The organism is Cupriavidus sp. GW821-FHT07C08, from assembly GCF_059419025.1.
Genome location: NZ_JBWKQZ010000008.1, coordinates 82424 through 109324, shown reverse-complemented (window position 1 = coordinate 109324; position 26901 = coordinate 82424). Strand labels below are relative to the sequence as shown.

General features: G+C 66.7%; 21 protein-coding genes and 1 pseudogene. 8 read left to right on the top strand and 14 right to left on the bottom strand.

All coding sequences use genetic code 11. The features are described from left to right. Window positions 1-49: 49 nt before the first annotated feature. On the top strand, window positions 50-2002 hold the full coding sequence (locus tag AC07UK_RS12865) for a sigma-54-dependent Fis family transcriptional regulator (RefSeq protein ID WP_494686402.1): 1953 nt from the start codon (window positions 50-52) through the stop codon (window positions 2000-2002). 87 nt (window positions 2003-2089) lie between these two features. Here the strand turns inward: AC07UK_RS12865 and AC07UK_RS12860 are convergent, their stop codons facing one another. From AC07UK_RS12860 to AC07UK_RS12840, 5 genes and pseudogenes are all read right to left on the bottom strand, one after another. Beyond that, a complete protein-coding gene (locus AC07UK_RS12860; RefSeq protein WP_436225003.1) occupies window positions 2090-2491 on the bottom strand; it encodes a DUF779 domain-containing protein in 402 nt (133 codons plus the stop codon). Window positions 2492-2493: 2 nt separating this feature from the next. Beyond that, complete coding sequence (adh, locus tag AC07UK_RS12855) at window positions 2494-4014, bottom strand: aldehyde dehydrogenase (protein WP_494686403.1); 1521 nt, start codon at window positions 4012-4014, stop codon at window positions 2494-2496. A gap of 221 nt (window positions 4015-4235) precedes the next feature. Beyond that, window positions 4236-4691 (bottom strand): annotated as a pseudogene (locus AC07UK_RS12850) (c-type cytochrome); the annotation flags it as partial. Between the two features lie 66 nt (window positions 4692-4757). After that, window positions 4758-5096, bottom strand: a complete 339-nt coding sequence (locus AC07UK_RS12845) for an antibiotic biosynthesis monooxygenase family protein (protein WP_436225005.1) — start codon at window positions 5094-5096, stop codon at window positions 4758-4760. Between the two features lie 25 nt (window positions 5097-5121). After that, window positions 5122-5751 (bottom strand): LysE family translocator, encoded by a 630-nt coding sequence (locus tag AC07UK_RS12840; protein WP_494686404.1) that lies wholly within the window; start codon window positions 5749-5751, stop codon window positions 5122-5124. A gap of 84 nt (window positions 5752-5835) precedes the next feature. Here AC07UK_RS12840 and AC07UK_RS12835 point away from each other — a divergent pair, with 84 nt between their 5' ends. Continuing rightward, complete coding sequence (locus AC07UK_RS12835) at window positions 5836-7161, top strand: aminotransferase-like domain-containing protein (protein WP_436225007.1); 1326 nt, start codon at window positions 5836-5838, stop codon at window positions 7159-7161. A 22-nt stretch (window positions 7162-7183) separates the two neighbouring features. Here the strand turns inward: AC07UK_RS12835 and purU are convergent, their stop codons facing one another. The 4 genes from purU to AC07UK_RS12815 all read right to left on the bottom strand — a co-directional run bounded on the left by purU (window position 7184) and on the right by AC07UK_RS12815 (window position 13116). After that, a complete protein-coding gene (purU, locus tag AC07UK_RS12830; RefSeq protein WP_436225008.1) occupies window positions 7184-8080 on the bottom strand; it encodes a formyltetrahydrofolate deformylase in 897 nt (298 codons plus the stop codon). A gap of 30 nt (window positions 8081-8110) precedes the next feature. Next, entirely contained in the window at window positions 8111-10606 is a 2496-nt protein-coding gene (locus AC07UK_RS12825; protein WP_494686405.1) for a GcvT family protein, read from the bottom strand. Window positions 10607-10741: 135 nt separating this feature from the next. Beyond that, window positions 10742-12211: a coniferyl aldehyde dehydrogenase gene (locus AC07UK_RS12820; protein WP_436225010.1), complete on the bottom strand. Its 1470-nt coding sequence runs from the start codon at window positions 12209-12211 to the stop codon at window positions 10742-10744. After that, window positions 12208-13116, bottom strand: a complete 909-nt coding sequence (locus AC07UK_RS12815) for a sterol desaturase family protein (RefSeq protein WP_436225011.1) — start codon at window positions 13114-13116, stop codon at window positions 12208-12210. Before AC07UK_RS12815 ends, AC07UK_RS12820 begins: the two co-directional genes overlap by 4 nt. A gap of 119 nt (window positions 13117-13235) precedes the next feature. Between AC07UK_RS12815 and AC07UK_RS12810 the strand changes: the two genes are divergently transcribed. Further along, on the top strand, window positions 13236-14144 hold the full coding sequence (locus AC07UK_RS12810; RefSeq protein WP_436225012.1) for a LysR family transcriptional regulator: 909 nt from the start codon (window positions 13236-13238) through the stop codon (window positions 14142-14144). A gap of 30 nt (window positions 14145-14174) precedes the next feature. Here AC07UK_RS12810 and AC07UK_RS12805 read toward each other — a convergent pair whose 3' ends face one another. The 5 genes from AC07UK_RS12805 to AC07UK_RS12785 all read right to left on the bottom strand — a co-directional run bounded on the left by AC07UK_RS12805 (window position 14175) and on the right by AC07UK_RS12785 (window position 20342). Continuing rightward, entirely contained in the window at window positions 14175-15026 is an 852-nt protein-coding gene (locus AC07UK_RS12805) for an EamA family transporter (protein WP_436225013.1), read from the bottom strand. 88 nt (window positions 15027-15114) lie between these two features. Next, window positions 15115-16248 (bottom strand): 2-aminoethylphosphonate--pyruvate transaminase, encoded by a 1134-nt coding sequence (locus AC07UK_RS12800; RefSeq protein ID WP_436225014.1) that lies wholly within the window; start codon window positions 16246-16248, stop codon window positions 15115-15117. A gap of 40 nt (window positions 16249-16288) precedes the next feature. Continuing rightward, the gene (locus AC07UK_RS12795) at window positions 16289-18115 is read right to left on the bottom strand and encodes a putative 2-aminoethylphosphonate ABC transporter permease subunit (RefSeq protein WP_436225015.1); all 1827 of its coding nucleotides are present in this window, start codon (window positions 18113-18115) and stop codon (window positions 16289-16291) included. Then, complete coding sequence (locus AC07UK_RS12790; RefSeq protein WP_436225016.1) at window positions 18106-19218, bottom strand: putative 2-aminoethylphosphonate ABC transporter ATP-binding protein; 1113 nt, start codon at window positions 19216-19218, stop codon at window positions 18106-18108. Before AC07UK_RS12790 ends, AC07UK_RS12795 begins: the two co-directional genes overlap by 10 nt. An 89-nt stretch (window positions 19219-19307) precedes the next feature. Next, complete coding sequence (locus AC07UK_RS12785; protein WP_436225017.1) at window positions 19308-20342, bottom strand: putative 2-aminoethylphosphonate ABC transporter substrate-binding protein; 1035 nt, start codon at window positions 20340-20342, stop codon at window positions 19308-19310. Window positions 20343-20606: 264 nt separating this feature from the next. Between AC07UK_RS12785 and AC07UK_RS12780 the strand changes: the two genes are divergently transcribed. The 5 genes from AC07UK_RS12780 (at window position 20607) to gdhA (ending at window position 26649) form a co-directional block, all read left to right on the top strand. Next, window positions 20607-21317 (top strand): phosphonate utilization associated transcriptional regulator, encoded by a 711-nt coding sequence (locus AC07UK_RS12780; protein ID WP_436225018.1) that lies wholly within the window; start codon window positions 20607-20609, stop codon window positions 21315-21317. A 60-nt stretch (window positions 21318-21377) separates the two neighbouring features. Further along, window positions 21378-22640 carry a phosphonoacetate hydrolase gene (gene phnA / locus AC07UK_RS12775; protein ID WP_436225019.1) on the top strand — a complete coding sequence of 421 codons (1263 nt, stop codon included), beginning with the start codon at window positions 21378-21380 and terminating at the stop codon, window positions 22638-22640. A gap of 42 nt (window positions 22641-22682) precedes the next feature. Beyond that, window positions 22683-24146, top strand: a complete 1464-nt coding sequence (phnY, locus tag AC07UK_RS12770; RefSeq protein ID WP_436225020.1) for a phosphonoacetaldehyde dehydrogenase — start codon at window positions 22683-22685, stop codon at window positions 24144-24146. Window positions 24147-24262: 116 nt separating this feature from the next. Continuing rightward, window positions 24263-25018: a DeoR/GlpR family DNA-binding transcription regulator gene (locus AC07UK_RS12765; protein ID WP_436225021.1), complete on the top strand. Its 756-nt coding sequence runs from the start codon at window positions 24263-24265 to the stop codon at window positions 25016-25018. A 287-nt stretch (window positions 25019-25305) separates the two neighbouring features. Beyond that, window positions 25306-26649, top strand: a complete 1344-nt coding sequence (gene gdhA, locus AC07UK_RS12760; protein WP_436225022.1) for an NADP-specific glutamate dehydrogenase — start codon at window positions 25306-25308, stop codon at window positions 26647-26649. Window positions 26650-26901: the final 252 nt, after the last annotated feature.

Sequence of the window (26901 nt, the reverse complement as noted above, 5' to 3'; positions counted from 1 at the left end):
GGCAGCGGCCGCGACGCGCGCCGCCTGCTGATACAGGAGACCCGCCGTCATGCACCGTGCCGCCCATCCCGCCGCGCCTTCCGATGTTGCCCGCCAGGCTGCCCATGTCGACCCGGCCGATGCCGACCGTGCCGGCCTGATCGCCCGCGCGCATGCGCGCTCGGCCGGCTTCGGGCTGGATGCGCGCCATGCGCCCGGCTTCGATGCCGTCAGCCCGCGCGCGCTGGGTGAGCTGGTGGACGCCAGCCGCGACCTGTTCCGCCATGCCTTGCCGGTGATGGAGACCCTGCACGCGCAGATCGCCAATACCGACAGCATGGTGCTGCTGACCGACAGCAGCGGCGTGATCCTGCACAGCCTGGGCGACGGCGACTTCGTCGCGCGGGCGCGGCGCGTTGCGCTGGCGCCGGGGGTGTCGTGGTCGGAGCCGAGCAAGGGCACCAACGCCATCGGCACCGCACTGGCCGAGGCCCGCCCCACCCTGATCCACGCCAGCGAGCATTTCCTCGAGTCCAACCACCAGCTGACCTGCTCATGCGCGCCGATTGCCAGCCCGACCGGTGCCATCCTGGGCGCGCTCGATGTCAGCGGCGATCATCGCGGCTTCCACCGGCACACCATGGCGCTGGTGCGGATGTCGGCGCAGATGATCGAGAACCACCTGTTTGCCAACCACTTCCCGGACGCGCTACTGGTGCGCTTCCATGCGCGGCCCGAGTTCGTCGGCACGCTGTTCGAGGGCATGGCGGCGTTCTCGCCCGACGGTGCTTTCCTGGCTGCCAACCGCAGCGGCCTGTTCCAGCTGGGGCTGGCCCCGCACGCGCTGGCGGCAGCCGGCTTTGCCGGGCTGTTCGGCCAGCCGGTGCGCGCGGCGATGCAGGCGCGCAGCGGCGCGGCGGGATCGCTGCAGACGCTGACGCTGCCCAGCCGGGTACAGGTGTTTGCCCGCATCGAATACCTGGCCACGCCCATCGCGGTGCGCCAGCCCAGCGCCGAAGATCCGCTGCCGCCGGCACTGGCCGCGCTCGATACCGGCGACGCCGCCGTGGCCGCGGTGCTGCGCCGCGTGCGCAAGGTCAGCGGGCGCGATATCACCATCCTGGTCCAGGGCCGCACCGGCACCGGCAAGGAGTGGCTGGCGCGTGCCATCCACGCCGCCTCGCCGCGCGCCGGCGGGCCTTTCGTCGCGGTCAACTGCGCGGCCATCCCCGAATCGCTGATCGAGGCCGAACTGTTCGGCTACGAAGAAGGCGCCTTCACCGGCGCGCGCCGCCGCGGCAGCGAGGGCAAGGTCGTGCAGGCGCACGGCGGCACGCTGTTCCTGGACGAGATCGGCGACATGCCGCTGGCACAGCAGGTGCGGCTGATGCGCGTGCTGCAGGAGCGCGCGGTCACCCCGCTGGGCAGCGCCCGCGCGCTGCCGGTCGATGTGCGCGTTGTCTGCGCCACCCACCGCGACCTGCGCGCGATGATTGCCGATGGCACTTTCCGCGAAGACCTGTACTACCGCATCAATGCGCTGGCCGTGACCCTGCCGTCGCTATGCGAGCGCAGCGACCTGCCGCTGCTGGTCGATCGCATCCTGCAGCGGCAGGGCGAAGACGCCGGCTTGCAGTCCCCGGTGCATGTCGACGCGCAGGTGCTGGCGCTGCTGCGCCGGCACCCGTGGCCGGGCAATATCCGGCAGCTTGCCAACGTGCTGCGCACGGCGGCGATCCTGGCGGAAGGGGAGGCGGAGATCGGGGTGGAACACCTGCCGGAAGGGTTTGAGCAGGAGTGTGGCGATGAGGTGGAGCGCGGTGATGCAGCGGCTTCTGCGCAGCCGCCGGCATCTTCAAAGGCCAGCCGGATGCGCGACTGGGAAGCTGGCCTGATCCGGCAGGCGCTCGCCAGGCACGGCGGCAATGTCAGCCACGTGGCGCGTGAGCTGGGGGTGTCGCGCAATACGATCTATCGGAGGTTGAGGGAGGGGTTGGAAGGCGAGCCGGAATCGGAGCGCTGAGGCCATATCCCGTCGTGCCGGTTCGCTCCCTCTCCCGCAAGCGGGAGAGGGAGCGAACAATCGGCAAGCTTTTAACCACGCACACCCTCACAACCCCGGCTGCGCCGCCAGCCACGCAGCCTCTTCATCGCTGAACAACTCCGACCGGGTCAGGAACCGCTTCCCCGTCCGTCCCTCCAGCGAGAACATCCCGCCCGCCCCCGGCACCACATCGATCACCAGCCGCGTGTGCTGCCAGTACTCGAACTGCGCCCGCGTCATATAGAACTGCGCGCCGCCGATCTCGCCCAGGCAGACATCGGCCGCACCCACCAGCAGTTCGCCGGCGGGGTAGCACATCGGCGCGCTGCCGTCGCAGCAGCCGCCGGACTGGTGGAACATCAGCGGGCCATGCCGCGCGGCCAGCTCCGCGATCAGCGTGAGCGCGGCCGGGGTTGCCACCACGCGTGCGACCGGCGCGGTGGCGGGAGCGGACGTCGAGCCCGCCATGGTCAGAAGAACCCGAGCGCGTTGGGGCTGTAGCTCACCAGCAGGTTCTTGGTCTGCTGGTAGTGGTCGAGCATCATGCGATGGTTCTCGCGGCCGATGCCGGACTGCTTGTAGCCCCCGAATGCCGCATGCGCGGGGTAGGCATGGTAGCAGTTGGTCCACACGCGCCCCGCCTGGATGCCGCGGCCCATGCGGAATGCGCGCGCGCCGTCACGTGTCCAGACACCGGCACCCAGCCCGTAGAGCGTGTCGTTGGCAATGGCCAGCGCCTCTTCCTCATCCTTGAAGGTGGTCACCGATACCACCGGCCCGAAGATCTCTTCCTGGAAGATGCGCATCTTGTTGTGGCCGGCGAATACGGTCGGCTTGACGTAGTAGCCGCCCGCCAGGTCGCCGTCCAGCACGTTGCGCTCGCCGCCGGTGAGGCACTGCGCGCCTTCCTTGCGGCCCAGGTCGATGTACGACAGGATCTTCTCCAGTTGTTCGGCGGACGCCTGCGCGCCGATCATGGTGCCGGTGTCGAGCGGATGGCCCTGGCGGATCGCGGCCACGCGCTTGAGCGCGCGCTCCATGAAGCGGTCGTAGATCGATTCCTGGATCAGCGCGCGCGACGGGCAGGTGCAGACCTCGCCCTGGTTCAGCGCGAACATGGCAAAGCCTTCCAGCGCCTTGTCGAAGAAGGCGTCGTCGGCGGCCAGCACGTCCTCGAAGAAGATGTTGGGCGACTTGCCGCCCAGCTCCAGCGTCACCGGGATCAGGTTCTGCGACGCGTACTGCATGATCAGCCGGCCGGTGGTGGTCTCGCCGGTGAACGCCACCTTGCTGATGCGCGGGCTCGATGCCAGCGGCTTGCCGGCTTCCAGCCCGAAGCCGTTGATCACATTGATCACGCCCGGCGGCAGCAGGTCGCCGATCACTTCCATCAGCACCAGAATCGAGGCCGGCGTCTGTTCCGCCGGCTTGAGCACCACGCAGTTGCCGGCGGCCAGCGCCGGGGCCAGCTTCCAGGTGGCCATCAGCAGCGGGAAGTTCCACGGGATGATCTGGCCGACCACGCCCAGCGGCTCATGGAAATGGTAGGCAATGGTGTCGGCGTCGATCTCGGAGATGCCGCCTTCCTGCGCACGGATGCAGCCGGCAAAGTAGCGGAAGTGGTCGACCGCCAGCGGCAGGTCGGCGGCGGTGGTTTCGCGCACCGGCTTGCCGTTGTCGATGCTCTCGGCCACGGCCAGCAGCTTCAGGTTGGCCTCGATGCGGTCGGCGATGCGGCTCAGGATACTGGCGCGCTCGGTGGTGGAGGTGTGGGCCCACGCGGCCTTGGCGGCGTGGGCGGCGTCCAGCGCGGCGTCGACATCCTGCTGGCCGGAGCGCGGCACGCGCGTGAACGGCTTGCCGGTGATCGGCGTGATCGATTCGAAGTACTCGCCGCCGGCGGGCGGCACCCAGGCGCCGCCGATGTAGTTCTCGTACTGCTGCTTGTAGGGGTTGCTGACGCCCAGCTGGGCGATTTCCGCCATGTTCATGTCTCGCTCCGTTCAGTGATTTCTGTGGTGTCGTCACGGCATTCCGGCCGTGCGCACAGCAGGCAGATCGCAAGAGCTGTGCCGGGGCGGGAATCGAACGAAAGAACGGGGAAAAACGGGGGGCGCGTGCGCGTGGCACGGGTGGGATATGTCACGCGCCGGCACGGCTGTGCCAGCGCGTGACACCGGGTGTTCCAGAATGGAACACCCGGGGCAGGGCCTCAGTGCCCGGGGCCTGCGGCGCGCAGCGCCTTGACCGCGGCGGGCGTCACATCGGCCGGCTGGCCGCCCCAGGTGGCGCGCAGGTAGTTGGCCAGCTGCGCCAGCTCTTCGTCGCTCATGCGCGCGGCAAAGCCCGGCATGTCCTGCATGGCCTCAACGCCGGGGAAGCGCTGCGCCTCGATGCCGTCGAGCATCGACACGATCAGGTTGCGCGCGTCGGTGTTGCGCACGGTGGAGTTGCCGGCCATCGATACCGCCACGTGCGGCTTGCCTTCGCCCTCGCGGCCGTGGCAGCCGGCGCAGACCGCCACATAGTGGCGGCGGCCCGGTGCCAGTTGCCCGGCATCGGCGCTGACGGGCTTGACTGGCTGCGGTGCGGGCGGCTTGTCCCCCAGCAGGTAGGTCGTCATCGCTGCCAGGTCGCCCTGGTTCAGGTACTGGCTGCTCAGATAGATCGCCGCCAGAATCATTCAGATCCCGGCGGCCGGCCGTCCAAAGATCGGCCGGACAGGTGAAGGCGTTTAGCCCTGCCGCCGGCGCCGGCTGTCGGGCACGAAGTGCTGGAGCGAACCGTCGCCATAGGCGCGCTGCACTTCGGATATCACCACGTGATAGCCGTCATACCACTTGCGGTACTGGCGCTTGGCGTCCAGGTGCCGCGGGTGGGTGGCGAAGGCTTGCAGGGAGTCCTTGTCGCGCCAGTAGTAGCTGGCGTTGGACAACTGGCCATCTGGCGAGCGCCAGGACTCGGCACCGACAAAGCCGGGTATGCCGGCGGCGATCTCGTCGATCAGGGCGCTGAGGCGGTGGAACTCGTCATCGGCCTGGCCGGGCCGGTAAATAAATGCTGCGATATACATCAGGGGCTCTGCGTGGGAAACGGTTTCAGGCCGGGCGTGAGGTCAGCACCAGCCGCAGCGCCAGCAGCACCAGCACGGCTGCCAGACCGCGCGACTGCATCGTTGCGGCCTTGGGATGGCGTGACAGGAAACGGCGCACAGTGCCGCCAGCGGCTCCGAGCAACGCATGGAACACGGTGGCGATCACCGTCAGGACCAGGCCAAGCACAAGCAGCTGCCGGGCCACGCCGCCCTTGCCGGGATCCACGAACTGCGGCAGGAAGACCATGAAGAACAGCAACGCCTTGGGATTGAGCAGGCTGTTCAGCATGGCGCGCACAAACACCGAGCGCAGGGACGCCTGCGTCACCACGGCCTCTTTCAGCGCAAGCGGCTGCCGCAGCGCCTTGACCGCCATCCACAGCAGATAGGCCGCGCCGGCATAGCGGATCAGGTCGAACGCCGACGCCCATGCCATCACCAGGGCGGTGATGCCGGTGGCTGTCAGGACCGTGAGGATCAGGTCGGCCACGGCAATCCCCAGTGCCGTCGCAACGCCGCCCCGAGGGCCATAGGTGATGCCATGCGCCATCACAAATGCCATGTTCGGGCCGGGTGACAGGAGCAGCAGCATCACTGCCGCGGCGAAGATCGACAGGGTGGTCAGGGCAATCATGTGCAGGAAATGGTTAGCGTTGACTAGGCATGCAGGCTATTCTTCTGGTCTGATACACGCAAAGCATTGTTCTAGATACAAAGCATGGCCCACGCGCGCTACAAGACCATTGTTGACGAGATTGCTGCGCGCATTCATCGCGGCGAGCTGCCTCCGGGCACGCAACTGCCGACGGTGCGTGCGCTGATGAAGCAGTACGGCGTGGCGCTGGCGACCGCGGCACGCGTCTACGTCGAACTGGAGGCTGTCGGGCTGGTGGTCGGCGAGACCGGCAGGGGCACGTTCGTGCGCGATACCTCGCTGCCGCGCGGCCTGGGGCTTGAGCAGCATCCGGTGCGCGCCGGCGCGGTGGATCTGACCTTCAACTATCCGTCGCTGCCCGGGCAGGTTGAACTGTTGCGCGATGGCTTGCGCAGCATCGCGGCCTCGGGCGATCTCGACGCGCTGCTGCACTCCGCGCCGCAGGGCGGGCGCCCGCATGAACGGCAGGCCGTCGCCAGGCACCTGCGCAACCGCGGCATCCGGGTGCCGGGCAGCCAGGTGCTGATCGTCAACGGCGCGCAGCAGGGCCTGGCGGTGACGGTGATGGGGCTGCTCAATCCCGGTGACGTCTTGGCGGTTGACGCGCTGACATATCCGGGCATGAAGGCGCTGGCGCAGCTGTACCGGCTCGACCTGGAGCCGTTGCCGGCGACTGCCGCGGGCCTGGACCTGGATCGGCTTGCCGCGCTCTGCAAGCGGCGTCCGGTGCGGGCGGTCTACACCATGCCGACCATGCACAATCCGCTGGGCTATGTCATGAGCGAGACGGACCGCAGCCGTCTTGCGGCCCTGGCGCAACGGCATGATCTGCTGATCATTGAAGACGGTGCCTACGCCTTCCTTGCCGAACCGGCGCCGAAACCGGTGTTCACCTTCGCGCCGGAGCGGACCGTCTACGTCTCGGGCTTGTCGAAAAGCGTGGCATCGGGCCTGAGGATGGGATTCGTCGCGGCGCCCGGGCCGCTGGTGCCGGCCCTGGAGCGCGCCATTCGCGTGTCAACCTGGAACACGCCGTCGCTGACCGTGGCGCTCGGCTGCCTGTGGATCGAAGCGGGCACCGTCGATGACCTGGAGGATCGCAAGCGCAAGGACGCGCGGCGCAGGCAAAGCCTGGCGCGGCGCATCCTGCGCGGCTGCCGCGTCACGGCGCACCCGTCTTCGTACTACCTGTGGCTTGAACTCGAGGAGGACCTGCGCGCCGACCAGGTCGCGGCCGCCCTGGAGCAAGAGGGTGTGCTGGTGACGACGGCCGAGCCGTTCGCGGTCGGCGCGAGCGTGCCGCATGCGCTGCGGCTGGCGCTCGGATCGATCTCCGTGGATGCGCTGGAGCAGGCGTTGCGCAAGGTCCGGCGGGTGGTGGCCGGCTGAAGCGGCGGCAAAGGCTGCCGCTTCAGCGGAACACCAGCGTCCTGCCGCCGTTGCGCAGGACCCGATGTTCCGCATGCCATTTCACCGCCCGCGCCAGCGCCACGCATTCCACGTCGCGTCCGATGGCGGTCAGCTGCGCGGCGTCCATGGCATGGTCCACGCGCGCGACTTCCTGTTCGATGATGGGACCTTCGTCGAGGTCGCCGGTCACGTAGTGCGCTGTGGCGCCGATCAGCTTGACGCCGCGCTCATAGGCTTGCGCGTAGGGGCGCGCGCCCTTGAAGCTGGGCAGGAAGGAATGATGGATGTTGATGGCGCGGCCCTCCAGGCGGCGGCACAGGTCGTCGGACAAGACCTGCATGTAGCGGGCCAGGACGACCAGGTCGATACTGTAGTCGCAGACCAGGTCCCACAGTCTCGCTTCCTGCGCGGCCTTGCCTTGCGGCGTGGCATTGAGCAGCGGCAGGTGATGGAACGGGATGTCGTAGCTCGCCGCAAGCTGGTAGAAGTCCTTGTGGTTGGAGACGATGGCCGGAATCTCGATGGGCAGCTGGCCGGTGCGGTAGCGGAACAGCAGGTCGTTCAGGCAGTGGCCGATCTTTGACACCATCAGCATCACGCGCGGCTTGCGCGCGGCGTCGTGGAGGGACCAGTCCATCTCATGCGCGGCCGCCACGCCCGCCAGCGTGCTGCGCAGGGCAGCGAGCGCATCGCCGGCATCCTGGCCTTCTGGCAGCGGCCGCTGGAAGTGCACGCGCATGAAAAATCGTGCGCTGTCGCGATCGCCGAACTGCGCGGAATCGACGATATTGGCGCCGGCTTCCACCAGCAGGGCCGAGACGGCATGGACAATGCCGGGACGGTCGGGGCACGACAGCGTCAGGATGTAGCTGGCGCTTTCGGTCTGGATCACTGGCATGGGCACTCCGGTATCCGCTTGCATCAATGATCAGGCCTTGGTCCGTTCGCTGGCCGGATCGTACGGCGCGCGCAGGTGGACGCGCGCAGGCAGCAGTTGCCCGGCCAGGTCCACGTGATACGTGCCGCCCTCGATCCATGCCGCGTCGGCCGGACCATCGGCGCGTGCCAGCAAGCCCATGCCCACCGGACAGCCAAGGGTGTGGCCGAACGCAGCCGACGTCACGAAGCCGGCCGGGCGCACGGTGCCGTCCTGGGCGGTGCGCAGGATCGCCTCGCCGCCCCAGAGCATGGCCTCGCTGGCACCGTCCAGCGTGACCACGGCAACGCGCCGCCGCACCTGCGCGGCACCGCCGGCAGCGCGCAGCTTCAACAGCGCGTCGCGCCCGCGGAACGGGATGTCGGTGTTCAGCTTGCAGGCAAACGACAGCCCGGCCTCGAACGGATGGATGTCGGTGGTCAGTTCGCGGCTCCAGGCGCGGTAGCCCTTTTCGATGCGCAGCGATTCGATGGCGTAGTAGCCGGCGTTGACCAGTCCGAAGCGTTTTCCGGCCTCTTGCAGGGTGTCATGGACGTCCACGGCGAATTCCACCGGCACATACAGTTCCCAGCCCAGTTCGCCCACATAGGTCAGGCGTGTGGCGCGCACCGTGGCATAGCCGAGATCGATCTCTTTCGAGGTGCCGAACGGGAACGCCTGATTGGAAAAATCGGTGCGCGACACGCTCTGCAGCAACTCGCGCGAGCGCGGGCCCATCACCGCCAGCACGGCGTACTGGCCGGTGACATCGACGATCGCGCAGCGCTTGTCGGCGGGAATCAGGCGCTCGATATAGTTGAAGTCGCGCGTGGTCTGCGCCGAGCCGGTCACCAGCAGGTACTGGTCGTGCGCCAGCCGCGTCACGGTCAGGTCGGACTCATAGGTGCCGCGGTCGTTGAGCATGGCGGTGTACACGGTCTGCCCCGGCGGCACGGCCACGTCGTTGCTCATCACGTATTGCAACACGGCCTCGGCATCGGCACCCTTGACGATGTACTTGGAGAACGAACTCATATCGAACAGCGCCACTGCCTCGCGGCAGGCGCGGTGTTCCGCGCCGCTCCACGGCAGCCAGTTCTGCTGCCCGAACGAATAGCGGATCTCGGGCGATTGTCCGGCTGGCGCGAAGAAGTTTGGCCGCTCCCAACCCATCTTGCTGCCGAAATTGGCGCCGGCGGCATGCAGGTGGGCATAGAGCGGCGAGCGCCGGAACGGCCGCGCCGTATCCAGTTCCCGGTTGGGCCAGGGCATCGCGTAGTGCAGGCTCAGCGTTTCCTTGACGCGGTCGTGCAGCCAACTCTCGTTGCCGTTGAAGCCGGCAAAGCGGCGGATATCGACCGGCCACAGGTCCATGGTCGGCTCGCCAGCGACGATCCATTCCGCCAGCGCCATGCCGGCGCCGCCGGCAGACGCGATCCCCATCGAGTTGAAGCCCGCGCCCACGTAGAAATTGCGCAGCTCGGGCGCTTCGCCGAGGATGAAGTTGTTGTCCGGCGTGAAGGACTCGGGACCGTTGTAGAACTGCTTGACCTGCGCCGACTCCAGTGCCGGAACGCGGATCAGCGCGTTCTCCATCAGGATCTCGAACTGGTCCCAGTCATCAGGCAGCAACTGGAACTCGAACGGCTCAGGAATGCCATGCATGCCCCACGGCTTGGCATTGGGCTCGAAGCCGCCCATCACCAGCCCGCCCACTTCTTCCTTGAAGTAGATGAAGCCGTCCGGGTCGCGCATCACCGGCAGGTCAGGGTGCACGCCGGCAATGCGCTCGGTGACGATGTAATAGTGCTCGGCCGAGTGCAGCGGCACGGTCACGCCGCACATCTGCCCGACCTTGCGCGCCCACTGGCCGGCGCAGTTGACGACGATCTCCGCCTCGATCCGGCCTTCGTCGCCGGCCTTGTTGCGCCAGCTCACGCCCGTGGCGCGGCCATCGCGGCTGTGGATGGCGGTGACCTTGGTGTCCTGCGCGATCACAGCGCCGCGTGAACGCGCGCCACGTGCCAGGGCCTGCGTAAGGTCCGTCGGGTTGGCCTTGCCGTCGCCCGGCAGCCACACCGCGCCAAGCAGGTCGTCGGTGCGCATCACCGGCCACAGTTCGCCGGCCTGGGACGCAGAGATGACTTCGCATTCAACACCATAGGCCCGCGCCACCGCTGCGGTGCGGCGAAGTTGCGTCATGCGCTCAGCCGTGCGCGCCACCGACAGCGACCCGCATTGCTTCCAGCCGGTGCCAAGGCCGGTCTCCGCTTCCAGCTCGCTGTAGAGGCGGGTTGAGTAGCGGATCAGCCTGGTCATGCTCTCCTGCGCGCGCAACTGGCCGACCAGGCCGGCTGCGTGCCAGGTCGTGCCGCACGAGAGCTGCCCTTGCTCAAGCAGCACCACGTCTTTCCAGCCCAGCTTGGTCAGGTGATAGGCCACGCTGCAGCCAATGATGCCGCCGCCGATGATGACGACGCGGGAGTGGGAGGGCAGTGGTGGGGGCATGTAGGGCACCTTGGAAATGGATGATCAGCGTGTGGCTGAATCTTATTCCACAAAATGCCAAATAACAACACAAAATGCAACAGAAGCGGAAAAGCTCTCGGCGCCATGCGGCAGCAGCAACCAAAGCGCCGAAGGTCAGAAGGGCCTTTTCACCTCAGGATCGCCATGTCCGGCGAACAGCTTCAGCGTCAGGCGCTGCGCAAGGTTGCCATACGGCGGATAGAACAAGCCGATGGGAAAGAAGCGATGCCGCTTGAACACGGTGCGCGCGTGCGACAGCTCCCGGAACCCCTCCTCGCCGTGATAATTGCCCATCCCTGACTGGCCGACGCCGCCGAAGGGCGCATCGTGGTTGACCACGTGCCAGGCCCAGTCGTTGATCGTGACCCCGCCGGAATGCGTGCGCGCCAGCAGCTTCTCGCGTTCAGGCTTGTCATGGCTGAAGCAGTACAGCGCCAGCGGGCGTGCTTGCTGCTGCACCATTTCGATCGCTTGCTCGTGCGTGTCGTAGGGCACCACGGGCAAGACGGGGCCGAAGATCTCCTCGCGCATCAGGCGCATCTGCGGCGTGCAATGCGTGACGATATGGAGTGGCATGCGCCGCCCGCCGCCAACCTCGCCGCATGCGATGACCGTCGCGCCCCTGGCGCGTGCATCGTCCAGCAGGTCCAGTATCCGCGCCGCGTGGCGGTCGGTGGCCAGCGCTGTGTAGTCGGCATTGGTGTCGGTAAGCTTGCCGAACAGTTCCCCAAAACTCTGCTGCAATGCGTCGACGAAGGCGTCCACCTGTTCTCGCGGCACCAGTGCATAGTCAGGTGCCACGCAGATCTGCCCGCAGTTGATCCCCTTGCCATGGGCGATGCTCCTGGCGGCCTCGCGCACCGGATAGTCGCGCAACACGATGGCAGGCGACTTGCCGCCGAGTTCCAGCGTGACCGGCGTGAGGTTGCGCGCTGCCTGGGCCATGACAATGCGGCCCACCGCCGGCGAGCCGGTGAAGACTATGTGGTTGAAGGGCAGGGCGGTGAAGACGGAGGGGTCTTCTAGCTCCTCGCCGATCAGCGCAACATGGTCCTCGGCGAAGACCTCGCCCAGCATCTTCCTGAGCGTGGCGTTGGTGGCCGGGGTGGTCTCCGGCATCCTGATCATGACGCGGTTGCCTGCCGCCAGCGCTGTCACCAGCGGCCCGAGCGACAGGTAGACCGGGAAATTCCAGGTGGCGATAACCCCGACCACGCCCTTGGGCTGGTATCTCACCTGGAGGCTGTTGGTCGCAAACAGCAGTTCGGGCCTGCGCCGGCTCGGGCGCATCCAGCGGCGCAGGTGCGAGATCGCGTGCCGGATTTCGAGCGTGGTGGGCAGGACTTCCAGCATCTTGGTTTCGGCCACGGCCCGCTCGCCGAAGTCGCGCGAAATTGCCTCGGCCAGCACGTCCTGGTAGCGCCGCAGTTGCCGCTTGAGTGCGAGCAGGTGGTTCCGTCTTGTGGCGGCGTCCGGGCAGGTGTCCTGCAGGAAGGCTTGCTGCTGGGCAGCGAATAGTGCTTCCACGCGGGCATGCTCAATGGCCTGGCTGGCCTGCTGATCTGTCAGCGCGCGGTCATTCACGCCGACCTCCGCTGTTCGGTGGCCTGCGGGAGCGTGTCGGATCGGGTTTCCACTTCGGTATAGGCGCGGCCGCCGAAGCGCAGCGCGGAATGTTCGCGACGAGACTGGAACAGCGGGTAGAACATCTGGATGAACCAGCGCTCCTGACCAAAGATCAGATCGTCCTGCAGGCCGACCTTGGCCGGGTACTTGCGCGTGATGTAGGCGGTGCCGAACAGGATGTCCCAGAAGAACAGGAGATTGCCAAAGTTGCCCTTGTAATGCCCGATGCCGTCCTCGTTCGTCAGCGCGTGATGGGCCCAGTGCGTGGCAGGCGTCGAGATGGTCCGTTCCAGCAGCCACATCAGCGGGCGCAGTGCACGGATCCTGTACAAGGGCTCGTCCCAGCGCCATGCGCTATGCGCCCCGAGAATCACGGCGATCTTGATGACGATGTAGACGCCGTAGACCTTGGCAAAGCCGAGGTACAGCAACACACCCGCGAACCAGAGACCCGGCATCATCAGGTAATAGAAGAAGTTGTTGCGGTACGTGATGCGGATGCTCATGTATTGCGCGGTGTGGTGCGCACGGTGCAATGGCCACAACAACGGGGTATGCGAGATCCGATGCCACCAGTACTGGGTCAGGTCATCGCAAACCAGCAGGATCGCGGCCATGGCCCACCAAGGCAGGTCCGCCCAGGCGCCACGCTGCTCCGGAATCAGCCACGTGCAGAGCAAGTTCGTGGCGAGCAAGAGCAGCGGCTGCACGACTGCCAGCAAGCTCAGGAACATGGCCAGTTCCAGCCGGGTGTCGTCCTGTGTGGCGTGAACGCTATGTTTGTAGCGCCGTGTGACGATCTCCAGCCCGGCAAAGCCAAGCATGAGTGTCACGATCAATACGTTCTGTAGCTGCGGACTCATTTGGGTGTCTCCGATCTCGCTTTATGGTCTGTATGACTCCAGTGTCCGAATGACTGTAGGCTTGCCGTGTCAATGCGTCCAATGCATACGCAATGTTCTAATGCGTAGAGAGCATTGAAATGATGGACCTCCGCCGCCTCAGCCACGTCGTGGCGCTCGCCGATGAGCTGCATTTCGCGCGGGCGGCGGAGCGCGTTCACCTTAGCCAGCCAGCCTTCAGTCGCAGCATCCAGGCCATCGAAGGCGACCTTGGCATCCGCCTGTTCGATCGCGACATCGGAGACGTGCGGCCAACCCCGGCCGGCGAATTCGTGATCGCGCGGGCGCGGCGGCTGCTGTTCGATGCACGCTGCCTGCAGCGCGATGTCGATCTCTATCGCGACAGTCAGTTGGGCGACACGGCATTCGGCATCGGGCCCTTCCCGGCCGCGACCCTCTTGCCGCCGGTGCTGACCGAGCTGCGCCGACTGCATCCGGAGGTTGCGTTGCGCGTGGAAGAGAGCAACTGGCAGCAGTTGCTGGAACGCTTGCGCGCGGAGGATATCGAGTTCTTCGTCGCCGACGTGCGCGACCTGCCCGATGACGCGGCGCTGGATGTCCGTCCCCTGGGAAAGCAGCGCGGCGACCTCTACGTCCGCGCCGCGCATCCGCTTGCCGGACGTCAATCCTCATTGAAGGACGCCTGGGCATACGGCGTCGCGGCGACGAAGCTGCCAAGCCCGGTGCGAGCTGCGCTGGCAAGGTTGCTTGGTTTGCCTGCGGGCCAGGACGCCGTCCTTGCGCTGGAATGCGATGACATTGCCGTGCTCCGGCGCGTGGCGTTGTCCACCGACACGGTGCTTGCCGCGACGCAGGAGTCGATGCGGGCAGATGTTGAGTCAGGCGCGCTGTTGCCGCTGCAAATCCGCGGGCTGCCCTCGCTGTATTCCGAAATGGGGGTGGTGAGCCTTCGCAACAGGACGGCATCGCCGATGGCGCAGAATGCCATCGCCTGCTTCACGCGGGTAGCCCGCGAAATGAACAGCTAGCTGACGCGGATCGCTACGGGAAAATGACCCCTACCGCGCCATCTGCAGCGTCACAATGCCGGCAAGCACCAGCGCCGTGGCAATCAGCCGCCGCCGATCAAATGACTCGCGCAGCAGGAAGTGGCCCAGCAACGCGGCAAAGATCACGCTCGATTCACGCAGCGCCGCCAGCTTGGTCACGGGCGCCAGGGTCATCGCCCACAGCATCAGCGCATACGAGCCCACCCGGTTGATGCCGCCGATCCACGCGCGCTTCCATTCCGTGCGCATCAGCGTGACCAGCGCGGTGCCGCGCCGGCTGAAGGCATAGGTCGGCATGAAGATGTGCGACATCGCCTGCAGCCAGACGATGTAGGTGAAGACCTCGCCGTAGCGCTTGACCGCGGTGCCGTCGATCACGGTGCCGCCCGCCAGGCAGGCCCCGGCCAGCAGCGCAAAGCCGAGCAGGTCGGGCGATTGCCGGCGCCAGCGCACCAGGCTGACCAGCCCGCAGCAGATCAGCGCGATGCCGGCATAGCCGCCTGGCCCCAGCCGTTCGCTGCCGGCCAGCAACAGCAGGATCGCCACCATCATCGGCGCCGAGCCACGCATCAGCGGATAGGCCTGGCTGAAGTCGCCGCGGTTGTAGGCGGCCACCAACGACAGCTTGTAGCCGACCTCCAGCGCCACGGTGGCCAGCAGGAAGGGCCAGACCTGCGGCGCGGGCAGCGGCACCAGGAACAGCAAGGGCAACGCCACCAGCAGGCAGAAGGTGTCGATCAGCGCCATCGACGACAACCGGTCGCCGCCGATCTTGACGATGGCGTTCCACGACGCATGCATCAGCGCGGACAGCATCACGGCGGCAAAGGCGAGGCCGTGAAAGTCTGGGGGGAGGGACATGAAGGGTGGGTTTGCGAACCGATGGTTTGCTCCCCTCTCCCGCAGGCGGGAGAGGGGAGCCCGCTGCCAGGCGCTGGAGGAAGGTTGCTTAAGCCGCTTCCGCCAGCGGCGCCTGCGCCTTGATCCCCATCTCGCGCAGCACCTCCCCGATTGCCGTCACGACATTGCGCATCTCGTTGTCATCAATCGCACCAATGCACCCGACGCGGAAGGTCTCCATCTGCGTCAGCTTGCCCGGATACAGGATGTAGCCGCGCTCGCACACCTTGGCGTAGAAGGTCTTGAAGTCATAGCGCGCATCGGCCGGCGCATGGAAGGTGACGATGATCGGCGCCTGCACCGCCGCCGGCAGGAAGGCGCGGAAGCCGAGCGCGGCCATGCCCTGCACCAGCGTGTTGCAGTTCTTGCGGTAGCGCGCGCCGCGCACCGGCTGGCCGCCTTCTTCCAGGAACTGGTCGAGCGCGGTGCGGAAGGCCGCCACCACGTGCGTGGGCGGCGTGAAGCGCCACTGCGTGGTCTTCTGCATGTAGACATACTGGTCGTACAGGTCCAGCGCCAGCGAGTGGCTGTTGCCCTGGCTGGCTTCCAGCACGTCCTTCTTCACCAGCACGAAGCCCATGCCCGGCACGCCCTCGATGCACTTGCCGGTGGCGGCCACCAGCGCGTCGAACGGCATGGTGCGGGCGTCGATCTCGATCGCGCCGAACGAGCTCATCGCGTCGACGATCAGGCCCTTGCCCAGCCGCTGGCACAGCGCGGCGATATCCTGCAGCGGGTTGAGCACGCCGGCGCCGGTCTCGCAGTGCACCTGCGCCACGTGGGTAATGGACGGATCGCGCCGGATGGCCTCTTCGATCACCGCGGCGGTGGCGGGCTGGTCTTCGGGGATCGGCAGTTCCACGCTGGCGCGGCCCAGCACCTTGCAGATCTTGAGGATGCGCTGGCAGTAGGCGCCGTTCTGCGGCACCAGCACCTTGCCGTCGCGCGGCACCACATTGGCAATGGCGGCTTCCACCGAGAAGGTGCCGCTGCCCTGCATCGGCACGCACACATGGGTGCCTTCGCCGTGGACGATGCGCACCAGGTCGTCGCACAGGCTGCGCGTGATGGTGTTGAAGGCGGCGTCCCACGAACCCCAGTCGCGCAGCATGGCCTGTTTGGTGGCGAGCGAAGTGGTCAGGGGGCCGGGGGTCAGAAGGATCGGGTCGTTGCCACGAATCATGGTGAGCTCCTGATTGGGAAGGAGTGGAAATAGGGGAAGGTCAGTCGTTGCCCTGGCGCCAGGCCTGGGTCTTGCAATCGAGCACGCGCTGCAGCAGGTAATAGAGCAGGCAGGCGAAGGCCGAGGTCAGCACCACCAGCGTCGCCATTGCCGCCGCGGGGCCGATGTCGCCGGATTCATCCAGGTTGACGATCTCGACCGAGGCCAGCTTGGTGTCGGCGCCGTACAGGAACACCACTGCCGAGACCGTGGTCATCGCATTGATGAAGAGGTAGCGCGAGATCTCCAGGATGGCGGGCAGGCAGGCCGGCACCGTGACCTTGAAGAAGGTCTTGTAGAACGGCACCTTGAGCGACGCGGACACGGCCTCGAACTCGCTGTCGAGCTGCTTGAGCGCGGTCACCGCGGTCAGGTGGCAGGAGGCGTAATAGTGGACGATGGTCACCAGCACCAGGATCCCCAGCGTCTGGTACAGCCCGTGCATCGGGTTGGCCTGCGGCACGAAGAAGAAGATGTAGCCCAGACCCAGCACCAGCCCTGGTACGCCCATCGGCAGCACCGCCATCAGCCGCACGAAGCTGCGCAGCCAGTCCATGCCGCGGGTCTTCTCCAGCAGGTAGGCGGTGGCGAAGATGAACACCGGCCCGATCACTGCGGCCAGTCCCGCCATGCGCAGGCTGTTCAGGTAGGAATCGACCACGCCGCCCTCGACCAGCCCCACCCGGTAGTGGTTCAGCGACAGCGAGAAGTTGTACGGCCACAGCTTGACGAAGGACGCGTAGACCGCCATGCCCATCACCGCCAGCATCAGCGCCGCCATCAGCCAGCAGAACACCGCCATGGCCAGGTCGAAGCGGCGGCTGCGGCGCGGCACGTAGGGCACCGAGCGTGCCGACATCAGCGCCATCTGGCGGCGCTGCACGCGCGCATCGACGTAGTAGGTGACGGCCACCGGCACCAGCAGCATCAGCGATACCACCGCGCCCTGCGAGAAGTCCTGCATGCCGATCACCAGCTTGTAGATGTCGGTGGCCAGCATATGGAAGTTGCCGCCGATCACCTTGGGGATGCCGAAGTCCGAGATCGCATAGGTGAACACCACCATCGCCGCGCTGACCAGGCCGTAGCGCGCACCCGGCACGGTGATGGTGAAGAACTTGCGCACGGTCGAGGTGCCCAGCGCATCGGCCGCCTCATACAGCCGCGCGTCAGTCAGCGACAGCGCGGTGATCAGGATCATCAGCGCATGCGGGAAGGTGGCGAACACCAGCGAGGCCACGATGCCCAGCGGCCCGTAGATCTGGGCGCTGCCCATCCACGGCTTGAACAGCCCCTGGTTGCCGAACCAGAAGATGAAGGAGATCGCCGCCAGCAGCGATGGCGCCAGCAGCGGGATCAGCGCCAGGTTGCGCAGCAGGCCCTTGCAGGCGATGCGGCTGCGCGTCAGCGCATAGGCAAAGCTGAACGCCAGCGGCACCGTGATGCAGGTGGCCAGGGCAGAGATCCACAGGCTGTTCCACACCGAGCGCAGCAGCGCGGGCGACTCGAAGTACGCGCGGAAGTGCGCGATGCCGGCCAGGCTGCCGTCGCGGTTCTGCACGCTCTTGGCCAGGATCATCACGATCGGCGCCAGCACGAAGCATGCGAGCGCCAGCGCGGCCAGCGCCAGCAGCACGTGGGCGAGGCGGTCGGTCCAGTGTGCGCGCACCGCGGTGGCGACCAGTGCCGGCGGCGCGGGCTGCGCGCCAGGGTTGGCAGGCCCGGCCGGCCCGCTGGTGGCGGGGGCGGGGATGGTATCGGTGGCCGGCATGGTGGCAGACGTAGTGGCAGTCGTAGTGGCCGGCGCCGCAGTGAGGCTCATGCGCATGCGTGGCGGAAAATGCGGATACGGTCAGCGGGAATGGCCAGGCGCAGCAGGTCGCCGGTGTTCGGGCGCAGCTCGTGCAGGTCATTGAGCGAGAGGTCGGCGTACAGTGCGCCGGACGCCGCGTCAGGCAGGCGCAGCGTCAGCCGCGAGAACGCGCCGAGGAACTCGATCTTGTCCACGGTGGCCTCCAGCACGTTGGGGCCATGCTGTTCGATGCCGCGCACGCATACGTCTTCGGGGCGGAAGAACACCTGCACGTCCTCGTCGGCGCAACAGCCCGGGGGCGCGGCGCAGCGCATGCGCACGCCGCCCAGTTGCAGCTCGCCGTCGCCGCAGACGCGCGCGCCCAGCATATTGGTCTTGCCGACGAAGTCCGCCGCGAACGGCGTGGCCGGGCGTTGGTAGATCTGCGCCGGCGTGCCTACTTGCTCGATCGCGCCCTGGTTCATCACCACGATGCGGTCGGCCATCGATAATGCCTCTTCCTGGTCGTGCGTGACCAGGATGGTGGTGATGTTCAGCCGCTGCTGCAGCGCGCGGATCTCGCTGCGCAGCCGCACCCGCACGCGGGCATCGAGCGCTGACAGCGGCTCATCGAGCAACAGCAGGCCGGGCGAGGTGGCCAGCGCGCGCGCAATTGCCACGCGCTGCTGCTGGCCGCCGGAAAGCTGCGCCGGGTACTGGTTGCCGCGCTCGGGCAGCCCCACCAGCGTCAGCAGCTCATCCACGCGGGCGCGGCGCTGGTCGCGCGGCATGCGGCGGTTGACCAGGCCGTAGGCCACGTTGTCCGCCACCGTCAGGTTGGGGAACAGCGCGTAGGACTGGAACACGATGCCGTAGTCGCGCTCCATCGGCGGCAGCGTGGAGATGTCGCGCCCGCCCTGGTGGATGGTGCCTGCGCTCTGCGACTCCAGCCCGGCGATGATGCGCAGCAGCGTGGTCTTGCCGCAGCCCGACGGGCCCAGGAAGCACAGCAGCTCGCCCTGGCGCACGTCCAGGTCGATATGTTGGAGTGCCACGAAGGCGCCGCTGCTGCCGCCGAAGCGCTTGTGGATGCCTTTCAGGCTGAGGTAGGTCTCGGCCGTGGATGGGGAGGTCTGCATGGCGTGTGGACCCGGTGTGTTCTGTTGGAGGACCCGGCGTCCTCTGCCCCAGGGGGCGAGGGTGCCGGTACAGGACGGTGCTCAGGCGCTCAGGGCTGCTTCTCCGACTTGCTGGCATAGCGCTTCTGCCACTCGGTCAGCACGCGCTCGCGGTTCTTGGCAATATGGCTGAAGTCGTTCTTGACCAGCATCTGCTCGTAGTTGGCCGGGATAGTCTCGATCTTCTTCGCCACGCCGGGGTAGGCGACGATGGCCCAGTCCCTGGCAAACAGCTGGTTGGCTTCCTTGCTGGCCAGCCAGTCCATATAGCGCTGCGCGGCCTCCATCTTCCTGGTGCCCTTGACGATGCCGGCAGCCTCGATGTCGTAGCCCAGGCCTTCCTTGGGGAAGATCATCTCGATCGGCGCGCCCGAGGCCAGCGTCTTGTGCGCGCGCAGCTCGAACGAGATGCCGATCGGGAACTCACCCGAGCCGGCCTGCTTGCATGGCTTGGACCCCGAATGGGTGTACTGGGCGATGTTCTCGTGCAGTGCATCCATGTACTTCCACCCATCCTGCTCGCCATAGAGCTGCAGCCAGGCGGTCACGTCCAGGAAGCCGGTGCCGGAAGAGGCCGGGTTGGGCATCACGATGGTGCCCTTGTAGATGGGCTTGGCCAGGTCCTTCCAGGTCTCGGGGCGCGGCAGGTTGCGCTTCTTGGCTTCGATGGTGTTGAAGCAGATGGTGGCGCCCCAGACGTCCAGCCCCACCCACGACGGCGGCGTGGCCTTGTCGCTGTAGTCGCGCGTCAGTTTCTCGAAGCCCTTGGGCGCGTAGGGCGCCAGCATCCCTTCCTGCTTGAGCAGTTCCAGGCTCGACGCCGCCAGCCCGGCGATCACGTCGGCCTGCGGGTTGCCTTTTTCGGCCAGCGCCTTGGCGGTGATGACGCCGGTGGAATCGCGCACGTACTTCAGTTCGATATCGGGCGCCACCTTGGCAAAGCCCTCGGCGTACGGCTTGAGGGTCTCGATCTCCCACGCCGTGTAGACGGTGAGGGTGGTCTTCTGGGCCAGCGCCGTGCCGGAGGCGGCTAGCGCAAGCAGGGCGGCGGCGGTGCGCAGGGTGGATGTGAAGGACGGTTGCATGGGGACTCCTTCTGGCATTGTAGGTGGAGATATGTGTCGATTTGGTGAATATGTTGCATTGCCACGGGGCGTGCCGCACAACATTGAATCACCGTGAAACCCTTGTTTTACAACACTTGCAAGACATGTTCCTGGTTTTCCGCGCTCCATACGTCACCAACTGCGCCACACCGATGTCTTGATTGTTGACAATATACAAACCGCTTGCTTTAATGGCAACAAGGATTTTCGATATTGCGCAATCCGTCACAAACGGGAGTTTTCATGTCACGCCAAGCACCGCTGGCGAGCGAAATCACCATCCTGCAGAGCCAGTCGCTGGCCACCCTGGTGCAGCGCGAACTGGAACTGCGGATCATGTCGGGCGACCTGCCCCCCGGCGCCAAGCTCAATGAGATCGAGGTGGCAGGGCAGCTCAATGTGTCGCGCGGACCGGTGCGGGAAGCCTTCCGGGCGCTGGAGCAGGCCGGCCTGCTGCGCACCGAGAAGAACCGCGGCGTGTTCGTGCGCGCCATCTCGGTGGAAGAAGCCGATGAGATCTATGAACTGCGTGCGGTGCTGGATGAGTTCATCGGCCGGCAGCTGGCCGCCCGCATCACGCCCGAGAGCCTGCGCGAACTGCGCGCGCTGGTGGAGTCGCTGGGCGCCGCCAGCCAGGCGCGCGATGTCGATGAATACACGCGGCTGAACCTGGAGTTCCACGACCGCATGGTCGAACTGGCCGGCAACCGCAAGCTGCTGGATACCTACCGGCGCCTGGTCAAGGAGCTGACGCTGTTCCGGCGCGAAGCGCTGTCCGGCAGCCATGCCGCCATGCCCGACTCCACCCGCGAGCACCGTGCCATCGTCTCGGCGATTGCCGCGCGCGACGGCGAACTGGCCGCGCGGCTGATGCGCGAGCACGTCGAGCGCGGCCGCGCCCGCATGCATGCCGCGGTGGACCCGGCCAGCGCCGACAAAGGCGCTGCCGCCTGAATCCGACCGCATCCATGGAAAGTACCGACCCCATTCGCGCCCAAGCACAGGAACCCCAACATGCCTGACACCAATGCCCGCACCATTACCGTCAACCAGCGCACCTATCGCTGGATGCAGCAGCCCGTCGTGGTGGTCTGCGTCGACGGCTGCGAGTTCGACTACCTGGAAGCCGCCGCCGCCAGCGGCCGCGCGCCCTACCTGAAGCGGCTGCTGGAAGCCGGCTCCGCCTTCCGCGGCGCCTGCGTGGTGCCCACCTTCACCAACCCCAACAACCTGTCCATCGTCTGCGGCGCGCCGCCCGCGGTGCATGGCATCTGCGGCAACTACTTCTTTGACCGCGGCGCCAACGGCGGGCGCGGCGAGGAAGTGATGATGAACGACCCCAAGTACCTGCGCGCCGGCACCATCCTGGCCGCGTTTGCCGACGCCGGGGCCAGCGTCGCCGTGGTGACCGCCAAGGACAAGCTGCGCCGCTTGCTGGGCCACGGCATGCAGGGCATCTGCTTCTCGTCGGAGAAGGCCGACCAGGCCACGGTGGAAGAGAACGGCATCGACGGGGTGGTCGAGCTGGTCGGCATGCCGGTGCCTGACGTGTACAGCGCGGAGTTGTCGGAATTCGTCTTCGCCGCCGGCGTGCGGCTGATGGAGACGCGCCGCCCGGACCTGATGTACCTGTCCACCACCGACTATATCCAGCACAAGTTCGCACCCGGCTCGGACGGCGCCAACGCCTTCTACGCCATGATGGACAAATATCTGGCGCAACTGGACGCGCTGGGCTGCGTGGTCGCGCTGACCGCCGACCACGGCATGAACGCCAAGCACGACGACGCCACCAAGGCGCCCAACGTGATCTACCTGCAGGACCAGCTGGACGCATGGCTGGGCCGCGGCGTGGAAGACGGCGGCGCGCGCGTGATCCTGCCGATCACGGATCCCTACGTGGTCCACCACGGCGCGCTCGGGTCCTACGCCACCATCTATCTGCCCGACGATGCCGACCCGGCCGCGATCCAGGCCCGGCTGACCGACCTGCAGGGCGTGGAAAGCGTGCTGACCAACGCCGAGGCCTGCGCGCGCTTCGAACTGCCGCCCGACCGCGTCGGCGACCTAGTGGTGACCAGCGACAAGCATGTGGTGCTGGGCACCAGCCGCAGCCGCCACGACCTGTCCGGGCTGGACGCGCCGCTGCGCTCGCACGGCGGCGTGTCGGAGCAGACCGTGCCGCTGGTATTCAACCGCGCCACGGCCGGCATTCCCGGCAAGGCCCAGCTGCGCAACTTCGACATCTTCGATGTCGCGCTGAACCATCTGCACTGAGTGCATTGAGCCGTACCGAACTCTATTGACCGGAGGAGACTCTTGAACGCCCCCCAATTCCCCGCTGGTGCCGTCAACCCCCATTTCCGCGCCGAGGCCCTGCGCATCGACGGCCAGAAGATCGTGCGCGAGCGCGTGATCGAAGTGCGCAATCCGTATGACGGCACGCTGGTCGGTACCGTGCCCAAGGCCACGCTGGACGATGTGCGCCGTGCCTTCGAAGTGGGCCAGGCCTACCGCTCCACGCTGACCCGCTATGAGCGCGCCGCCATCCTGAACCGCGCCGCCGCGCTGCTGCGCGAGCGCACCGAGGAAGCGTCGGACCTGATCACGCTGGAATCCGGCCTGTCCAAGAAGGATTCGCTGTATGAGATCGGCCGCGTCGCCGACGTACTGGGCTTTGCCGCCACCGAGGCGCTGCGCGACGATGGCCAGTTGTTCTCGTGCGACCTGACTCCGCACGGCAAGAAGCGCCGCGTGATGACCCAGCGCGAGCCGCTGCTGGGCGTGATCTGTGCCATCACGCCGTTCAACCACCCGATGAACCAGGTGGCGCACAAGGTGGCGCCGTCGATCGCCACCAACAACCGCATGGTGCTCAAGCCGTCGGAAAAGGTGCCGTTGTCGGCGTTCTACCTGGCCGACCTGCTGTATGAAGCCGGCCTGCCGCCGCAGATGCTGCAGGTGATCACTGGCGACCCGCGCGAGATCGCCGACGAGCTGATCACGCACCCCGCTGTGGACCTGGTGACCTTTACCGGCGGCGTGGCGATCGGCAAGTACATTGCCAGCAAGGCCGGCTACAAGCGCGTGGTGCTGGAACTGGGCGGCAACGACCCGCTGATCGTGCTGGACGACGCCGACCTGGACCGCGCCTCGGACCTGGCGGTGCAGGGCTCGTACAAGAACTCCGGCCAGCGCTGCACCGCGGTCAAGCGCATGCTGGTGCATGAAGCCGTGGCCGCGCGCTTTACCGAACTGGTGGTGGAGAAGACCCGCGCGTGGAAATACGGCGACCCGATGGACCGCGGCGTCGACATGGGCACCGTGATCGACGAGCAGGCCGCGCAGCTGTTCGAGGCCCGCGTCAATGAGGCAGTGGCGCAGGGTGCGCGGCTGCTGGTGGGCAACCAGCGCAACGGGGCCAGCTATTCGCCGACGGTGCTGGACCGCGTGGACCCGTCGATGACGGTGGTGCGCGAGGAAACCTTCGGGCCGGTTTCGCCGATCATCACCTTCCGCGACGTGGACGATGCCATCCGGATTTCCAACGGCACTGCGTTTGGGCTGTCCTCTGCCGTCTGTACCAACCGCATCGAGGATTTCACGAAAATCGCCAATTCACTGCATGTGGGTACGGTCAACCTTTGGGAGGTGCCGGGCTACCGTATTGAACTGACGCCGTTCGGCGGCATCAAGGATTCGGGGCTGGGCTACAAGGAAGGCGTGCAGGAGGCGGCCAAGAGCTTTACGAATCTGAAGACGATTACGTTGCCTTGGGGGTGAGGAAGGGCGGCGCATCCCTGGCAAGCCGGCCATTGCGCCGGCTTTTGCCTGCATTGCGCTAGAATCGGCGCCCAACAGGTACTTTCCCGCCCATCGCGCCCCAATCCGGAGTCACCGTGCTCGCCGAACAACGGCAGAAATACATCCTCGACCAGCTGTCCGCCACCGGCGCGCTCGCCATCAGCGAACTCGTTACCGAGCTCGACGTCTCACGCGAGACCATCCGGCGCGACCTCAACGCGCTGGCCGCGCGTGGCCTGCTGGTGCTGACCCACGGCGGCGCGCTGGCCTCGGACCGCACCGAGCCCGATACCCAGACCCGCGCCGCGGTCAATGCCGAAGGCAAGCGCGCCATCGGCGTGCGTGCGGCGGAGCTGGTGCGCGACGGCGCCTCGCTGATCCTGGACTACGGCACCACCACCCACGCGGTGGCGCAGGCGCTGCATGGCCACCACAACCTGCTGGTCTACACCAACGACCTTGCCATCGCCCAGCTGCTGGGCCGGCGCAACGGCAACCGGGTGATCGTGCTGGGCGGGGAGCTGCAGGACAACGAAGACGCCACGCACGGCTGGGACACCATCGAACAGCTGTCGCGCTACCACACCGACTTTGCCTTTGTCGGCATCGGCGGCGTCACGCCGCGCGGCGAGATCTGCGATTTCTCCCGCGCCGCGGCGGAGCTGCGCAGCCGGATGCTGCTGGCCGCCGACGTGGCCTGCGTGGTGGCTGACCATACCAAGTTCGGGCGCAATACCGGGGTCAACATCAAGCATTCCGAACTGGCTGCCTGGCTGATCACTGACATGGCGCCGGAGCCCGAACTGGGCGCAGCGTTAAAGGAACGGGGCACCAAGCTGCTCATCGCCTGAAGGCCGGGGAGCCCCCGCCGGACACAGCGCTGTCCGCTGATCGCACGGAAATCCCGCCTCACGCACAAAAATGCGGCTCTCACGCCGCTGTCACAGGTGTTTTGACTGTTGTGTGCCCCACGCTGGTGCTAAAGTGCCGCATTGTCCGACATTCACGGCCCGCCGTGAATGTGCAGACAACCGGAGGCCACCCACCTTCCATCGGCGCAACGCCAGACGGCACCACAGACCGGCACCAAGCCGGCAAGGCTGCCGGATCCAGCCACTCCAGCACAGCAGAGACATCCGTGAATTCTCCCTCCCTTGACGCATTCCTGGCGGGGGTTGCCCGCCGCGACCCCAATCAACCTGAATTCCTCCAGGCCGTGAAGGAAGTGATGATGACGCTCTGGCCCTTTGTCGAGCGCAATCCGCGCTACTCCGACCAGGCCCTGCTTGAGCGGCTGGTGGAGCCCGAGCGCGTGATCCAGTTCCGCGTGGCCTGGACCGACGACCAGAACCGCGTGCAGGTCAACCGCGCCTTCCGCGTGCAGCACAGCTCGGCCATCGGCCCGTTCAAGGGCGGCATGCGCTTCCACCCGACCGTGAACCTGTCGGTCCTGAAGTTCCTGGGCTTCGAGCAGACTTTCAAGAACGCGCTGACCACGCTGCCCATGGGCGGCGGCAAGGGCGGCTCGGACTTCGATCCCAAGGGCAAGTCCGACGGCGAAGTGATGCGCTTCTGCCAGGCGCTGGTGACTGAGTTGTTCCGCCACCTGGGCCCGGATACCGACATCCCGGCCGGCGACATCGGCGTGGGCGCACGTGAAGTCGGCTTTATGGCCGGCATGATGAAGAAGCTGTCGAACCAGTCCGCCTGTGTCTTTACCGGCAAGGGCCTGGCCTACGGCGGCAGCCTGATGCGCCCGGAAGCGACCGGCTACGGCACGGTCTACTTTGCGCAGGAGATGCTGCACCGTCGCGGGCGCGCTTTCGACGGCCTGCGCGTGCTGATCTCCGGCTCGGGCAACGTGGCCCAGTACGCGGCCGAGAAGGCGATCGAGCTGGGCGCCACGGTGCTGACGCTGTCCGATTCCGGCGGCGTGTTGCACTACCCGCAGGGCATGACCACCGGGCAGCTAGCCGAAGTGATGGCCTTCAAGAATGAAGAGCGCGGCCGCCTGTCCGACTTTGCCGCCCGCCACGGCATGACCTTCGAAGCCGGCCGCACCCCGTGGCACGTGCCCGCCGATGTGGCGCTGCCGTGCGCCACCCAGAACGAGCTGGACGGCAACGACGCCGAGACCCTGCTTGGCAATGGCGTGATCTGCGTGGCCGAAGGCGCCAACATGCCGTCGACGCTGGAAGCCGTCGATCGCTTTGTCGACGCGAAGATCCTCTACGCCCCGGGCAAGGCCAGCAATGCCGGCGGCGTTGCCACTTCCGGACTTGAAATGTCGCAGAACGCCATGCGCCTGTCCTGGCACCACGCCGAGGTCGACGAGAAGCTGCACGCAATCATGAAGGACATCCACCAGAACTGCATCCACCACGGCCAGAAGGCGGGTGGCTATATCAACTACGTGGAAGGCGCGAACATCGCCGGCTTCGTCAAGGTGGCCGACGCCATGCTGGCGCAAGGCGTGATCTGACCTGAAGTTCCGGCCGGCGCAATGCCGGCCGTGGCCGGGCGGGTGCAGGCACGCGCCCGTCTGGCGCATCTCCCCCTGATTCTTCCCCCAGGCAGTACCCATCCCGCAGCGCTGGGCAGCGCCCCCCATGCCGTCGCCCGCCGCCACGGCCCGCCGCCCGGCTGATCTCCCGATTATTCGCAAACCACGAACACTGTCCTCGGACTTTGCCACGTAGTCAGTGCAAGGCACCTTGCCTACTATGCACACACA

What these genes read in the sequence shown, in the direction of transcription:
- AC07UK_RS12865 (WP_494686402.1), top strand. Translation starts at nt 50, where the DNA reads ATGCACCGTGCCGCCCATCCCGCCGCGCCTTCCGATGTTGCCCGCCAG.
- AC07UK_RS12860 (WP_436225003.1), bottom strand. Translation starts at nt 2,491, where the DNA reads ATGGCGGGCTCGACGTCCGCTCCCGCCACCGCGCCGGTCGCACGCGTG.
- adh (WP_494686403.1), bottom strand. Translation starts at nt 4,014, where the DNA reads ATGAACATGGCGGAAATCGCCCAGCTGGGCGTCAGCAACCCCTACAAG.
- AC07UK_RS12845 (WP_436225005.1), bottom strand. Translation starts at nt 5,096, where the DNA reads ATGTATATCGCAGCATTTATTTACCGGCCCGGCCAGGCCGATGACGAG.
- AC07UK_RS12840 (WP_494686404.1), bottom strand. Translation starts at nt 5,751, where the DNA reads ATGATTGCCCTGACCACCCTGTCGATCTTCGCCGCGGCAGTGATGCTG.
- AC07UK_RS12835 (WP_436225007.1), top strand. Translation starts at nt 5,836, where the DNA reads ATGGCCCACGCGCGCTACAAGACCATTGTTGACGAGATTGCTGCGCGC.
- purU (WP_436225008.1), bottom strand. Translation starts at nt 8,080, where the DNA reads ATGCCAGTGATCCAGACCGAAAGCGCCAGCTACATCCTGACGCTGTCG.
- AC07UK_RS12825 (WP_494686405.1), bottom strand. Translation starts at nt 10,606, where the DNA reads ATGCCCCCACCACTGCCCTCCCACTCCCGCGTCGTCATCATCGGCGGC.
- AC07UK_RS12815 (WP_436225011.1), bottom strand. Translation starts at nt 13,116, where the DNA reads ATGAGTCCGCAGCTACAGAACGTATTGATCGTGACACTCATGCTTGGC.
- AC07UK_RS12810 (WP_436225012.1), top strand. Translation starts at nt 13,236, where the DNA reads ATGATGGACCTCCGCCGCCTCAGCCACGTCGTGGCGCTCGCCGATGAG.
- AC07UK_RS12805 (WP_436225013.1), bottom strand. Translation starts at nt 15,026, where the DNA reads ATGTCCCTCCCCCCAGACTTTCACGGCCTCGCCTTTGCCGCCGTGATG.
- AC07UK_RS12800 (WP_436225014.1), bottom strand. Translation starts at nt 16,248, where the DNA reads ATGATTCGTGGCAACGACCCGATCCTTCTGACCCCCGGCCCCCTGACC.
- AC07UK_RS12795 (WP_436225015.1), bottom strand. Translation starts at nt 18,115, where the DNA reads ATGCGCATGAGCCTCACTGCGGCGCCGGCCACTACGACTGCCACTACG.
- AC07UK_RS12790 (WP_436225016.1), bottom strand. Translation starts at nt 19,218, where the DNA reads ATGCAGACCTCCCCATCCACGGCCGAGACCTACCTCAGCCTGAAAGGC.
- AC07UK_RS12785 (WP_436225017.1), bottom strand. Translation starts at nt 20,342, where the DNA reads ATGCAACCGTCCTTCACATCCACCCTGCGCACCGCCGCCGCCCTGCTT.
- AC07UK_RS12780 (WP_436225018.1), top strand. Translation starts at nt 20,607, where the DNA reads ATGTCACGCCAAGCACCGCTGGCGAGCGAAATCACCATCCTGCAGAGC.
- phnA (WP_436225019.1), top strand. Translation starts at nt 21,378, where the DNA reads ATGCCTGACACCAATGCCCGCACCATTACCGTCAACCAGCGCACCTAT.